Below are 13,590 nucleotides of genomic sequence, written 5' to 3' on the forward strand. Positions count from 1 at the left end.
CGCCGAGGTCCCCGAGCCCGTTCCGGCCGTTCAGGTTGCCGAGGTTCTCGGTGGTGGTGTGGCCGTCAGGGTCGGTGGAGGTGGCCTGACCGGTCGTGGGGTCGACGATCTGGGTGGTGCCGTCGGGGAACGTGGTGGTCAGCTTGCCGTCGTCACCGAGGGAGGTGACCGACCCGTCCGGATTGGTCAGTCGGGTGCCGTCGCCCAGATTCTGCGTGGTGACGCTTCCGTCCGGGTGGGTGGTGGTGACCAGCCCGCTGTCCGGGTCGAAGGTGCTGGTGCTGCCGTCCGGGAAGTCGGTGGTGACCTTGCCGTCGGTGAGCTGGGTGGTGCCACCGGTCGGGGTCTCCAGGGAGCCGCCTGAGCCGTTGTTCAGGCCGCCGAGATTGCCGAGGTTCTCGGTGATCGCTTCGTTGGCCGCGTAGGCGGATTTCTTCGTCCCGCCCGGGCCGCCGTTGAGCCCGCCGAGGTTGCCCAGGCTCTGGGCGATCGGGGACGGGCCGACCGTGGACCACTGCTGGTTCCCGCCGCCCGTGTTGTTCACGTCGCCGAGGTCGCCGAGGCTCTCGGTGACCGGGATGTTTCTGTTCAGCAACTCGTCGAGGTTGCCGAGATTCTGCTCGGCGACCGCGTTGGGATCGTTGCGTCCGCCAAGGCTCTCCTCCATGGCCTTGCGCTCCTCCTCGGCCTCGCGCTTGGCCTTCTCCTGCTCGCGCCGCTGCTCCTCCCGCAGATCGTCCTGGTACTTGCGGTCCTCGTCACGCTGCTGGTTCTGCTCGTTCCGCAGCTCGACCTGGAGGCGCTTGTCCTCCTCGCGCTGCCGCTCCTGCTCCGCGCGCAACTCGTCCTGGTACCTGCGGTTCTCCTCGTTCTGCCGGTTGATCTCCTTCTGCTCCTCCTCGAGCTTCCTCTCCTTGTACTCCACCGAGGCCCTGCTGGTCGACTTCGGTTTGGGTATTTTGTCGGAGAAGTCTTCGCCCAGCTCGAGGAAGTGGTTGTTCAGGGCCGACTGCACCTGGGCGGCGGGCTTGCCCAGGTACTCGTCGACGCCCTGGGTCCAGATTTTGACCGCCTTGTCGCCGACCTTCGCCCAGTTCGCGTTGTTGGTGAGGTCGCCGTACTCCGGGTGCACCTGGGAGAAGCCAACCTGCGGGCTGTGACTGACGCTCGTGCTGTAGCCAGTGGTGTACGACTTGATGTCCGTCTTGGCGACGTTGTTCGCATCCACCCACTGGGCAAGGTCGTCCAGGACGTAACGCAGCACCTGGTGCGGGTCGTAGTAGGAGGAGTTGGCCCAGGCCAGCCACGCCTTCAACAGCTTGGTGGCGGAGTCCTCCAGATACGTGCGGCCCAGTGACAGGGCACGCGAGTACACTGTGTTGCCGGTGCCGGTCTTGTCTCCGGTGCCGACCGTGGAGTTGAAGGTCTCGACATAACTGTCGTAATTCTCGCGGATCTTCTTCAGCAGACTGCGGAAGACCTCCGCCGCCTCACCCTTCCAGCTGGCGTCGTCCCGGCCGAAACGGTCCTCCCAGTCCTTCAGCACCACTGCGTGGTCCTTGAAGAACTTGGCCGCGAAGTCGAAGGACTCTCCAGTGGTGTCGAAGGATTTGAGGTCCACCACGTCGGCCCCGGGCACGCCCAGGTTGCTGAACCGGGCGTCCTGTGTGCTGCCGCCCAGCAGCCCGAGGAGCGCCGCCCGCGGCCCGTTCATGTACCGGGCGAGCGGGATGGTGCTCATCTTGTCCTTGTGGTAGTCCGTGAAATCGTTGCCTTCGCGGACCTGCGCGTCGTGGACGTTGTCGGAGCCGGGACCGGCGAATATGACCTCGTCACCCTCCTTCACGCGCCCCTCGAAGACGATCCGGGCCTGCATGATCGACCGCTTCTTACCCCTGTCAAAAAACCAGATGTCGTAGTCCTCGCCCTTGTTCGTCAGGAAACCGGAGCCCTTGACGAGCACGCTGAGGCTGCGCTCCGTAACGCCCCCCCGGAAGAGCTTGCCACCGTGGTCGGATCGGAGCGTGTCGAAGACGGTGCTCCGGTCCGGCACCGGATAGCCGGTGATGTGGGTGACCAGAGTGGCCCAGATATCGGTCGACGAGACGCCGGCATTGTCGAACTTGTCGAGGTTGGCGACGGAGTTGGGATCGTACCGATCGGCCACCGGGCGCCCTTTCTGGTCGGTTGTCGTCCGTGTCGGTGCACGGCCTATTCATGCGGGTGTGCAGCCGGGTGTCTCTCACGCGAGCGTGTTGGGCGGCCAAGGCACCGACCCGCACGCACGGCATGGCATCAGGTGCCGTGCGTGTCCACCGACCCGCTGGTGAGCGTGTCAACCTCGACGAAGGTCTGCAGCAGCGTCTGAGCGTCGATCGCGTTCAGGTTCTTGTCCTTGGTTCTACTGGCCTCCTCGATGGTGTCGGTGAGCGCCTCCTTCAGCTGCTTGAACAGGTCCATCTGGTTGCCCAGCAGCTTGTCGATGGCCTCGGCCGCGGTGCGGACGCCCTCGATCAGCTTCGGCCCCGAGACCAGGGGTTCGGTGACCATCCTGCCGATGCGCAGGAGTTGCTTGTCCTGGGCGAGGCTGTTCGGGGTGGTGTGCCCGTCGATGAGGTGGCCGAGCGGCCGGATGTGGGCCCCGTCGCCGTTCTCGCGGTGCTTCTTCGCGGCGGTGTACACCGGCTGCACCTCGTTGTCCCGGAAGTTCTTCATCTGCTTGAGGTCGAGATGCTTGATGTCGGCCTTCTCGCTGGTCATGGGACGTCCTCCTGCCGTTTGGTGCCGGACGGGGATACGGAGCAGCCGGGCAGGCGCCCCGCGTGCGGGGCGGCGGCCGGGCGGCGCACCCGCGTGCCGGGGGGACGGCTACCGGGATTCCCCCTCCGGATGGACGGAGGGGGAATCCCGGTCGAGGCCCAGGCCGGGCTCACGGGCCTGATCCGAACGAAAGACCCTAGCGGGCCCGCACAGCGCCCCAGTTGTCGGCGCTCCTGCGCTCGTCGCGGGAGTGGTTGTCGTGGATGCTCTGGACCAGCTCGCCGCTGTCACCGAGGAGCAGGGCCATGTTCTTGGTGGCCTGGTCCCACTCCGCCTGCACACCGCGGTACATCTGCTGGTCGTCACCCTCCCAGGAGGTCACGAGCGGCTTCAGCTCGTCCTCAAGTTGGTTGAGGGCTGTGATCATCTGCTGGGTCTGATCCTTCAGCTCCTCGATCGCGTGCCGGACTGTGGAGTACTGCACATCGATGATGCCGTCGGCCATGACGTCTCCTCTCGGGGGGCCGGGCGCCGGGGCCCGGGAAGCTCACGGATTCCGGCCTCCTCGAACGGGGCCGGTGCCGCAGGGGTGGGTCAGCGCAGCGCTTCGAAGACGCCCTGGCTTGTCTTGCTGTTGAGCACCTCGGTCAGGTCCTGGTTCTCCTTAGCCAGGCGGTTGGCCGAGGTCACGTTCTCCTGGAGCGCGTCGACCATCTTGCTGATCTGGACGACGACCTTCTGCGCTTCGGAGTTCCAGCTGCGGAAGAGCTTCAGCAGGGCCTGGCCCTCGTCGCCGCCGACGCCCGACCGCGCGGCGATCTCGGCGACGTTGTTCTGGATCTTCTCGACCGCGCTCCGGGCCGACTCCAGAGAGGAGACACCTCCCAAGCCCTTGGCATAATCCGCTTTCCTCGCGGCACCGTCAGCCATGTCGCGCTCCCTTCGTTGAGGCGAGTCTCGTCACACCGTTGCCCTGAGGCTAAAGAAACCCATCGTTCGCCGCAACGCCCACGGGCAAGATTTGAGCTTGGGTCAGTTCGCCAGAATCCTTGTGTGGCAATGGAGTTGTCCCAAGTTACCGCTTGATGAACACTCCCCACCGGGTGACGCAATTCGGTCGGAATACAGGCAGGCGAAGAAGGCGAACGGTCATCGGGGCGGCCCGCTTCCGGCGATGTACGCGTATCCGCGGGATTTCGCGGGTACGGCCGGCCCGAATATCTGAGGTTTTTCTGAGGTTTCCCGCTGCGCTCGGCACATGACAAATCGGCCCCGCCGGCGCCGATTCAGGCTCGAACGTTCCCCTCCCCGCCCTTTTTCTTCGAGACCGTATGCGGTCTTTGCCTGGATCAGGGTGTGGAGTCGGCTGTACCGACGGTGCCAGGAGCGCCACCCGCGCCTCTCGTGTCTCCCTTGTCCGCCTTGTCCACCTCGTCGTTCCCCTCGCGCTCCCCCACCTGTGCGTCGGCATCGCACTTCGGAGCCGTGACCTTGGGCTCCGCGGCGCCGGAGGCGGCGGCCGGGTCCAGGTCCGCGCCGGTCGGGAGGGCCGCGAGCAGCGGTGCGGGGACCGAGCCGATGTCTCCGGTCCCGTACCCGAGCGCCGCCAGCGAGTCCTTGGTGGGGACGCGGTACTTCACGCCGTTCTCCGCCACCAGATAGGTGGTCCCGGCGTGCGCGGCGCCGCTCGCGTGCAGGGCCCGGACCAGGGCACCGCGCCCGGGTCGTACCACCGTGGCGTCCGTCCGGACACAGGCGGGCGTCAGCGGCTGAGCGGTTCCCTCAGACACCGCGACCGGGGCGAGCCGGGTCAGAGAGACCAACACCGACCTGATCCGGGTGCCTCCGTTGTCGCCGTCCACCTGCGCGCAGAGCGCGGTGCCGCGCGGCGCGGGTTGCGGGACCGGCGGCGTGTCCGGCAGCTCCGCGGATCCGGCGGGGCCCGAGTCCTTCGCCCGGTGCGCGCGCAGCGCGTCCGCGCCGACCGCGCGCACTTCGGGCGACCGCTCCTGGTAGGCGTCCTTCTGGGTGGCCGGGTCGCCCAGCACCAGGGCGGCGCCGAGCCGGGTCAGCGGCACCAGGCCGTCCTTCCGAAGCAGGTGGTACGTGCTGCCGCCCCCGGGCACACTGACCTCGAACAACTGGCCGATCCTGCTGGCTTCGCCACCGAGCACGGGCCCTTCCTCGCCGCGCCCCGGAACCGTGGGCGGTTTCAGGGCAGGGCCGGGGGCCAGCGCGTCGAGGAAGGCCGCCGAGACCGGCATCGGCCGCTCGGAGCCGTAGCCGAGGGCGTTGCGGGCGTCGGAGGCGCGGTCGAGCGGCAGCCTGCTGCCCCGCCACACCAGGTACTCGGTGCCGTCCGGGCCGCGTACGAGCACCCCGCGGTCACCGCCGACGCCGCGGGAGTCCAAGGGCGCCCCGGCGACCACGGTGGTGACCCCCGGCTTGTTCACCCCGGTGCCCGCCACGGCACCGGAGGTGCTGGGCAGCGCCCCGTCCGGCCCGGTGACGCACATGTGCCAGGCACCGGCGTCGAGTTGGCCGGGCCCGGGCACGGCGTCCGGTGCGCCGGGGATGCCGGCCGGGGCCCCCACGGGGACGTCCTGCAGCGAGGCGGTGCCGACGTCCGCGGTCGCCAGGTCGGAGCCGCCGATCAGCCGCGCCGAGGCGTAGTTGCGCACCGGGTGCAGTACGCCGTCGGTGCCGGTCCACAGGTACCGGGCACCGGTGTCGCGGTTGACCACCAGGTACTCACCGTGGCGCCAGCCGTCGTTCCCGCCGGGGCGCAGCAGCCCGTAGACGGTGGCGCCCGCGCCGATCAGGACGGTCACCAGCACGCCGAAGACCACGCCGCGGGTGGTGCGCCCGAGCGGGCTCTCCGGGGCGTCCGGGTCGGCCGTCAGCAGGCCCGAACTGAGCCTGCCCATCATGAAACTGTGGGCCTGTACCTGGTCGCGTTTGGACTGCACAGCCTCTCCTCAACTCGTTCTCCATGTCCCGCGTGCGGGGGTGCTCAGCCGAACAGGCTGTGCAGCCAGCCGAAGAGACCCGCCACCCACATGCTGAGCGGCAGCAGCGCGACGGCGAAGCCGGTGTGCGCCAGTTCCGCCGCACGGCCCCAGTACGGCAGCACCCGGCGGCCGGGCACCGTCCAGGAGGCGGTCACGAGTCCGGCCGCCGCGGCGAGCAGCACCGTGAAGACCACCACCCGTCCGTCGCCGTCGCTGTCCACCGCCCAGGCTCGGGCGAGCAGCAGCAGCCCCCAGATTCCGGGGACCGCCAGAGTCAGTCGCTGTCCGATGTGCACCAGGCCCCGGCAGTGCAGGAGCAGCAGCAGGCTCAGCGCGAGCGCGGTCAGCACCTCGGGCAGGTCCGGGTGCTCGGCGAGGACGACCAGGGCGGCCGCTGCGATGACGCCGGTGGCGCCGAAGAGCGCGGTGACCCAGCGCCCGGCCAGTTCCGTCCGCTCGGCGACCTCGTCGCCCGCATAGGGGTCGATGCCCTCCTGGAGCTGGCTGGCCGAGGACGGCAGCGAGGGCATCCGCATCCCGGCCAGTTTGAAGGCGAACGGTGCCACCGTCCCGGCAGCGAGCGCGACCACCGTCGCCACCAGCGCCACCGCGGCCGACACGTCCAGTCCCGTGTACCCCATCAGGGCGCCGGCGATCGCGGTGGCCACCGAGACCACCGCGGTGGCCAGCAGGGCCGGGGCGCCGACCGCGGTGGCGGCGAGCGCGATAACCGCGCCGCCCGCGCCCGCGGCGCCCGCCGCGAGCAGCCGCGCGCCCACGACCTGCGCCGCGTCCGGGCCGGTCAGGTCGCCGCCGGGCAGCGTCCAGCCGGCCAGCGCCAAGCACGGCGCGACCAGCAGACCGAGCGCCGTCGCGGAGAGACGGTCGCCGACCGCGCGGCTGGCGGAGCCCGCGCCCGCGAGCAGCAGCAGCCCGGCCACGGCCGCGCAGGCGGCCCGGGAGAAGCCGGAGCCGGTCATCCCCGGCCGGAACACCAGCACGAGGGCGGCCGCCACGGTAGCCACCGCGGTGCCCACCAACAGGCCACGGGCCGCCCCGGGATGCCAGGTGTGCAGCCGCCGGCCCGCGGTGTCGGCTATCCCGTCCACCAGGTCGTCGAGCCGTGCCTCGGGCAACGCCTCGGTGTGCGGGCGCAGGTAGAGCACCGCGCCGTCGGCGAGCCCGGCGCGGGCCAGGGTGGTCTCCTCGTCGAGCGGGGCGTCGCCGAGCCGCTGGAGCACCCAGCCGGCGTGGTCCAGTCCGGCCTCCTCGGCCTCCTCGCCGACATAACGCAGCAGGGTGGGCAGCAGATCGGCGACCGGCACGTCGGCGGGCACCGCCAGATCGACGGAGATGCTCGGCGCACGTACGGTCAGGCGGCACGATTCGGCCACCGCACTGTCGGTCATCAGCTGAACTCTCGTCTTCCGTGGAGGCTTTGACAGGAGGACTCCCCCCGGGGAAAGGGGATGTGTGAACAGTACGGAAGCTCCGCACGGCCGGGAACCGGGTTGCCGGGCAGGGAAATCGCGTCCGTGCGCCCGGCGACCACCACTCCCACGTGGACAGGTCGCGTTCCGTGAATGCAGACTACTGCCTGCGGCCACCGGGTCGTGCTGCGGACCGGACACCATTTCCGGTATGCAATTGACCATCAAGGGAGTTGGCCGTCCCCCGCCACCGCTCGGAACATTCACCCGGCCTTCACCGCGTCACGCGGGGCCTGGAGAATCAGCGCGGTGCGGTCTTTCCCACTACCGGGTGCGCCGGTATTCGGTACGGGCCGGAAGGCCAGTGAAACCGGAGGTTCTGTTCCGTGAGTGTGGTGCTGTTTCGCCGGCCGGCCCGCAGGCGCGGACCGGAGATGCCCGAGGGGCAATTGACCCTTCAGGAGCCGCCGGTCCTCGCCGAGACGGTGCCGGACACCTCGGCGATATGGACCTATCTGCCGATGGCGCTGATGTCGGTGTCCATGATGCTGATGTTCCTGCGGCCCGGCGGCGGGAACGGCGTCTTCATGTATCTGGCGATGGGTGTCATGGCACTCTCCGCCGGTGCCATGCTGCTGGGGCAGCTGATGCGCCGCTCCAGCGAGCGCAAGCAGCGCCTGAAGGGCGAACGCCGCGACTACCTCCGCTACCTGGCGCAGACCCGCAAGCGGGTCCGGACCACCATCGCGGAGCAGCAGCGGGCGCTCGCCTGGCGTCACCCGGAGCCCGCCTCGCTTCGCTCACTGGCTCGCACCTCGCGGCTGTGGGAACGCCGCCCGGCGGACGAGGACTTCGGCGAGGTCCGTCTCGCGGTCGGTGAACAGCAGCTCGCGCTCAGCCTGAACCCGGTCTCCACCCGCCCGGTGGAGGACCTCGAACCCCTCTGCGCGCACGCCCTGCGCCGCTTCATCCGCGCCTACTCCACCATCCCCGAACAACCCCTCGGCCTCTACCTGCGCTCCTCGGCACGAATCCTGCTGCGCCCCGAGGAGACTTCGGGCATGGGGCCCGCCGAGCCGGGCATCCCGTCGTACGGTGAGAGCGGCGAGGCCGGGAGCGGCGGCCCGGCTGGCGACCCCGGCGCCGACGCGGTGCGCGCCCTGGTGCGCGCCGTACTCGGGCAGCTCGCGGTGTTCCACGCGCCCGAGGAGCTGTGGCTCGCCCTCTGCGTCAGCGACGAGCGGCGGCCCGACTGGGAGTGGGTCAAGTGGCTGCCGCACGCGCTGGACCCGTACGAGGAGGACGGCGCGGGCCAGGCCCGCCGGATCACCTCCGACCTCACCGAGCTCGACGACCTGCTCGGCGCCGAGTTCGCCGAGCGCCCAGGCTTTGACCCGGACGCCCGCCCCGGCCGCGACGAGCCCTACACGGTCGTCGTCCTGGACGGCGTCACCGTCCCCGAAGGCCACCGCTGGGAGGGGCACGGCTACCGCAACGCCTTGGCCCTCGACATCTCCGGGGCGCTGCGCTGGCGCCCGGGCCGCAACACGCTGCGGCTGACCGTCGGGGCCGACCGGGTGAGCCTGGTGCGCACCGACCGCAGCCGCAAGGAGCGCTCCGTGCCGCTCGGCCGGCCGGACCGGCTCGGTCCGCTCGGCGCGGAGTCACTGGCCAGGCTGCTCACCCCCCGCCGGATGAGTCTGGGCACCGACATCGCGCAGCCGCTGGAGACCGACGTCGAGCTGACCACCCTGCTCGGCATCCCCGACCTGCACCGGCACGACCCGCACACCCTCTTCAACCGGCACACCGGCTCCACCCGGCTGCGGGTGCCGATCGCGGTCGGCGTGGACGGCCGCCCGGTGGACCTCGACATCAAGGAGTCGGCGCAAGGTGGCATGGGCCCGCACGGCATGCTCATCGGCGCCACCGGCTCCGGCAAGAGCGAACTCCTGCGCACCCTCGTCCTCGGCCTGGCCCTGACGAACTCCTCCGAGACCCTCAACTTCGTCCTGGTCGACTTCAAGGGCGGCGCCACCTTCCTCGGCCTTGAGGAACTCCCGCACACCTCCGCCGTCATCACCAATCTCGCGGACGAGGTCGCCCTGGTGGAACGCATGCAGGACGCTCTGCACGGCGAACTCATCCGCCGCCAGGAACTGTTGCGCGCCGCCGGCAACTACACCTCCGCCCTGGAGTACGAGCGTGCCCGCGCCGCCGGTGCGGACCTCGGCCCGCTGCCCAGCCTGTTCGTGGTGGTCGACGAGTTCAGCGAACTGCTTTCCACGCACCGGGAGTTCATGGACCTGTTCGTGATGATCGGCCGCCTCGGCCGCTCTCTCGGGGTACACCTGCTGCTGGCCTCGCAGCGTCTGGACGAGGGCCGCATGCACCAGCTCGAGAGCCACCTGTCGTACCGCATCGGTCTGCGCACCTTCTCCGCCATGGAGAGCCGCGGCGTACTCGGTGTGCCCGACGCCTACGAACTGCCGGCCCAGCCCGGCAGCGGCTACCTGAAGTCCGGGGTGGAGGCCCTGACGCGGTTCCGCGCCGCCTATTCCTCCGGCACGTACCGGCGCCGCACCGGTGCGGTGGTGCAGGCCCGGGTGGCCAGCCAGGTAGCGCCGTGGACCAGCGGCTGGGTGGTGCCGCGTACCCTGGGCCCCGAGCCGGAGCCGGAGACCGAGGAGGCCGGCGACGAGGAGGCCCTGCTCGACGTGGCGCTCGACCGGCTGCGCGGCTCCGGCCCCGCCGCCCACCAGGTGTGGTTGCCGCCGCTGGACGAGCCTTCCCCGCTGGACGTCCTGCTGCCGGGCATCCTCCCCGACCCGGAGCGCGGCCTCACCGCCGCCGGCTGGTCCGGCACCGGCAGGCTGCGGGTCCCGGTCGGCCTCGTGGACAAGCCCTTCGAGCAACGACGCGACCCGCTGGTCGTGGACCTCTCCGGAGCCGGCGGCCACGTCGCCGTCGCGGGCGGCTCGCAGAGCGGCAAGTCCACGCTCGCCCGCACGTTGATCGCCGCGCTCGCCCTCACCCACACCCCCGCCGAGATCCAGTTCTACTGCCTCGACTTCGGCGGCGGCGGCCTCTCGCAGCTCGCCGCGCTTCCGCACGTCGGCGGCGTCGCGGCGCGGCTCAACCCGGAGCGGGTGCACCGGGCCGTCGCCGAGGTGATGACGCTGCTCGCCCGCCGCGAGCAGTTCTTCGTGGACCACACCCTCGACTCCATGCAGTCCTACCGCCGCCGCCGGGCCGCCGGGAAGTTCCCCGACGAGCCGTTCGGCGACGTGTTCATGGTGGTGGACGGCTGGTCCACGGTTCGCCAGGACTACGACGAACTGATCCCTAAGTTCAACGAACTCGCCGCCCGCGGCCTCAACTACGGCATCCACCTCATCATCACCACCACCCGCTGGGTGGAGCTGTCCGCCCAGGTCCGTGACCAGGCCGCCACCCGCCTCGAGCTGCGGATGGGTGACCCGATGGACTCCGAGATCGACACGCGCAAGGCCCGCTCGGTGCCGCGCAGCGGCGGTCGCGGCATCACCGCCGACAGCAAGATGCACTTCCTGGCCGGCCTACCCCGCCTGGACGGCAGCGGCTCCCTCGACGACCTCGGCGAGGGCGTCGCCCACCTGGTCGCCGAAGTCTCCCGGCACTGGTCCGGCGCAGCCGCCCCGCAGATCCGGATGCTGCCGCACCGGCTCCCGCTTGCCGAACTCCCCGCACCCGAGCCCACCGAGGGCGGCGGCATGCGTCTCCCGCTCGGCATCGACCAGGACGCCCTGGAACCGGTCTGGCACGACTTCAGCCGTACCCCGCACCTGCTCGTGGTCGGCGACACCGAGAGCGGCAAGACCAACCTGCTGCGCCGCATCACCAAGGGCATCACCGACCGCTACACCCCGGAGGAGGCGAAGATCATCGCGGTGGACTACCGCCGCACCCTGGTGGACGCCATCCCCGAGGAGTACCGCATCGGGCACGTGATCTCCCTGGACAACCTCAAGGAGACCATCGAGGGCGCAGCCCGCGCGATGAAGACCCGTGTCCCCGGCGCCGATATCGCCCCCGCCCGTATGCGCCGGTGCGACTGGTGGACCGGCCCACGTCTGTTCATCCTGGTCGACGACTACGACATGGTTTCCGGCAACTCCTTCCAGAGTCCGTTCGAGCCGCTCTTCGAGAATCTGACCCTCGGTTTCGAGATGGGTCTGCACGTGGTCGTCGCCCGCAGCGCCATGGGCGCCGGACGCGGCCTCAGCGACGGGCTCATCCGCCGGCTCGACGAGGCCAACAATCCTGCCGTCCTGCTCTCCTGCCCGCCCACGGAAGGCCGCCTCTTCGGCGACGTGAAACCCCGCAACCTCCCCCCCGGCCGAGCCCTTCACATCGCCCGCCGCAGGCCGCGGCTGATGCAGACGGCTCTAGTACGGCTTTGTTAAGTGCGATGGTGGGGTTCCGGGGTCGGCGCGGGTTGGCCGCATATGGAGCAGGCGCCGGTCCAGGTGGCCAGGAGGGCCTGGAGTTCACGGAGGACCGCGTAGAGGGTCAGGCCGGCGCAGGGGCTTTTGGGTCGAGTCGCAGGAGGGTGCAGAAGGCTTGGGCGAGGGAGGCGAGGGTGACGTGGCGGTGCCAGCCGAGGTAGTTGCGGCCTTCGAAGTGGTCCAGGCCGAGGCCTTCCTTGAGCTCGCGGTAGTCGTGCTCAACTCGCCAGCGGATCTTGGCGGTTCGCACCAGTTCGCGCAGTGGAGTGTTGGCGGGCAGGGTGCTCAGCCAGTAGTCGGTGGGCTCGGCGGCGTCGTGGGGCCATTCGGCGAGCAGCCAGCATTCGGGCAGGGAGCCGTCGGCGCTTCGCCGGATCGATCGGTTGGCCGGGCGAACTCGTAGTGACAGGAACTGCGAGCGCATGTCGGCGTTCGGGTTGCGTTTGGTGGCCTTGCTGCCCTGGCGCCACGTGATGGTGCGGGTGGCGGTTTGTCCTGTGGCCAGGGCCAGCGCGCGCAGGGTGGTGTGCGGCTGGGGGTAGGCGGACACGGGAGGGCGGCCCTGTCCGGAGTACGGCGGGCGTTCGGGCCTCGCATCGCCCGGGTAGGCGGTCGTGGTGGCCTTGACCGCGACCGCGTAGGTCAGACCGCGCTCGGTCAGGCCCTCGCGGAAGCCGGTGGCGTCGCCGTATCCCGCGTCGGCGACGACCGGCAGACCGGGTCTTCCATCTCCTCAGGTGTCACATCTGAAAGAAGATCACAATCCTACCCCTGACCGAACATCCGGGGTACCTAACAAAGCCCTACGGTGGTTTGTTAATCCGGGGAGTAGATATTAAGTGGGTGGCCTGCGCCGACGGCGTTGATCAGGGCTTGAAGTTCGGGTGGTGGGGGTGCGTTATCGTGGCGCGGTTCACCAAGAGCCAGTGCCAGCCGTGTCCGGACCGCCCCCGGTGCACCAGCTCCCGCGAGAGCGCCCGCAACGTGGGCTTTCCTCCGCGAGAACTCCGCGACCTGCAAGTCCGCGTCCGCACCGAGCAGCAGACATCCGAATGGAAGGCCCGCTGCGCGGTCCGCTCCGGAGTGGAGGGCACCATCAACGAGTTCGCCCACGGACACGGCATGCGCCATTGCCGCTACCGAGGACAGCCCAAAGCCCACCTGCAACACGTACTCACGGCCATCGCCGTGAACGTCGAACGACTCAGCGCCCGGTCAGTGACGGAGGAAACCTCTTCACCGAGACCGCCGACCGCCTTCCAGACCTTCCTGGACCAGCAGGCGATTCCCCGATCGAAGTCCTGGCGCACCCTCGGCACCTGACCTCGACCCTCCAAGATCCCCGACAGAGTCAAGCTGAGGTCCCTCAGCGACGTTCAGCTCCGTGTATCCGCCTTGTGCCCATCCGCGAGTATGGCAAGGGCGTCGAGCGCGCCGGCGGTGAGGTCGACCACCTTCACGAATTGCTCGTCGGGCTGCAGCGTGTCCAGGCCCGTGCGAACGAGCGTGGCCCGCCAATCCTTGCTGCGAGGGTGTGCGGCTCCGGTCGAACGCAGGCCCTGAAGTAGACGTAGCAGGCTGATCAGCGGCACGGGGTCTTCGTCGAGGTTTTTCACCCAGGCCTCGTTGCAGTTGATCGTGGTGCCTTTGGGGTCGGCGCCGGGAAGCTGGGACGGGAAATGCCGTTCCAGGATCTCCGCCCAGCGGTGCAGGACGACGAAGCCGGCAGTGTCGGCCTGCGCTTGGACCAACTCGGTCAGGGCGTCGACGAAGGGTTGGACGGAAGTGTTAGCGGGGAGCACGGCGGCGGCCTGCCCGCTCCGCTCGGCCTCGATGAACTGCCCAATCGCCGCCTCTGCGGCCTCCGGCCTTCAGGACGGGAAGTTCTTCGCCCGCTCCAGC

General features: G+C 69.8%; 10 protein-coding genes. 2 read left to right on the top strand and 8 right to left on the bottom strand.

Features of this window, described 5'->3' with window-relative positions:
• From ACFVV1_RS25565 to eccD, 6 genes are all read right to left on the bottom strand, one after another.
• On the bottom strand, positions 1-2,167 hold a 2,167-nt coding region (locus ACFVV1_RS25565), incomplete at its 3' end, for an AAWKG family protein (RefSeq protein WP_389993408.1).
• 128 nt (positions 2,168-2,295) lie between these two features.
• Positions 2,296-2,760 (bottom strand): type VII secretion system-associated protein, encoded by a 465-nt coding sequence (locus tag ACFVV1_RS25570; RefSeq protein WP_389993365.1) that lies wholly within the window; start codon positions 2,758-2,760, stop codon positions 2,296-2,298.
• 196 nt (positions 2,761-2,956) lie between these two features.
• Positions 2,957-3,265: a WXG100 family type VII secretion target gene (locus tag ACFVV1_RS25575; RefSeq protein WP_389993367.1), complete on the bottom strand. Its 309-nt coding sequence runs from the start codon at positions 3,263-3,265 to the stop codon at positions 2,957-2,959.
• An 89-nt stretch (positions 3,266-3,354) separates the two neighbouring features.
• Positions 3,355-3,690: a hypothetical protein gene (locus tag ACFVV1_RS25580; protein WP_389993370.1), complete on the bottom strand. Its 336-nt coding sequence runs from the start codon at positions 3,688-3,690 to the stop codon at positions 3,355-3,357.
• A gap of 419 nt (positions 3,691-4,109) precedes the next feature.
• The gene (gene eccB / locus ACFVV1_RS25585) at positions 4,110-5,729 is read right to left on the bottom strand and encodes a type VII secretion protein EccB (protein WP_389993373.1); all 1,620 of its coding nucleotides are present in this window, start codon (positions 5,727-5,729) and stop codon (positions 4,110-4,112) included.
• 44 nt (positions 5,730-5,773) lie between these two features.
• Positions 5,774-7,180, bottom strand: coding sequence for a type VII secretion integral membrane protein EccD (gene eccD, locus ACFVV1_RS25590; RefSeq protein ID WP_389993376.1), 1,407 nt, complete (start codon positions 7,178-7,180; stop codon positions 5,774-5,776).
• 407 nt (positions 7,181-7,587) lie between these two features.
• Between eccD and eccCa the strand changes: the two genes are divergently transcribed.
• Complete coding sequence (gene eccCa / locus ACFVV1_RS25595) at positions 7,588-11,646, top strand: type VII secretion protein EccCa (protein WP_389993379.1); 4,059 nt, start codon at positions 7,588-7,590, stop codon at positions 11,644-11,646.
• A 106-nt stretch (positions 11,647-11,752) separates the two neighbouring features.
• Here eccCa and ACFVV1_RS25600 read toward each other — a convergent pair whose 3' ends face one another.
• The gene (locus ACFVV1_RS25600) at positions 11,753-12,403 is read right to left on the bottom strand and encodes an IS701 family transposase (protein ID WP_389993411.1); all 651 of its coding nucleotides are present in this window, start codon (positions 12,401-12,403) and stop codon (positions 11,753-11,755) included.
• A 188-nt stretch (positions 12,404-12,591) separates the two neighbouring features.
• Between ACFVV1_RS25600 and ACFVV1_RS25605 the strand changes: the two genes are divergently transcribed.
• Positions 12,592-13,011: a transposase gene (locus ACFVV1_RS25605; RefSeq protein WP_389993381.1), complete on the top strand. Its 420-nt coding sequence runs from the start codon at positions 12,592-12,594 to the stop codon at positions 13,009-13,011.
• A 53-nt stretch (positions 13,012-13,064) separates the two neighbouring features.
• Here the strand turns inward: ACFVV1_RS25605 and ACFVV1_RS25610 are convergent, their stop codons facing one another.
• Positions 13,065-13,490 carry a hypothetical protein gene (locus ACFVV1_RS25610; protein ID WP_389993384.1) on the bottom strand — a complete coding sequence of 142 codons (426 nt, stop codon included), beginning with the start codon at positions 13,488-13,490 and terminating at the stop codon, positions 13,065-13,067.
• Positions 13,491-13,590: the final 100 nt, after the last annotated feature.

The sequence above is a fragment of the Streptomyces sp. NPDC058092 genome (assembly GCF_042884935.1).
In the GTDB taxonomy this organism is placed as follows: Bacteria; Actinomycetota; Actinomycetes; order Streptomycetales; family Streptomycetaceae; genus Streptomyces.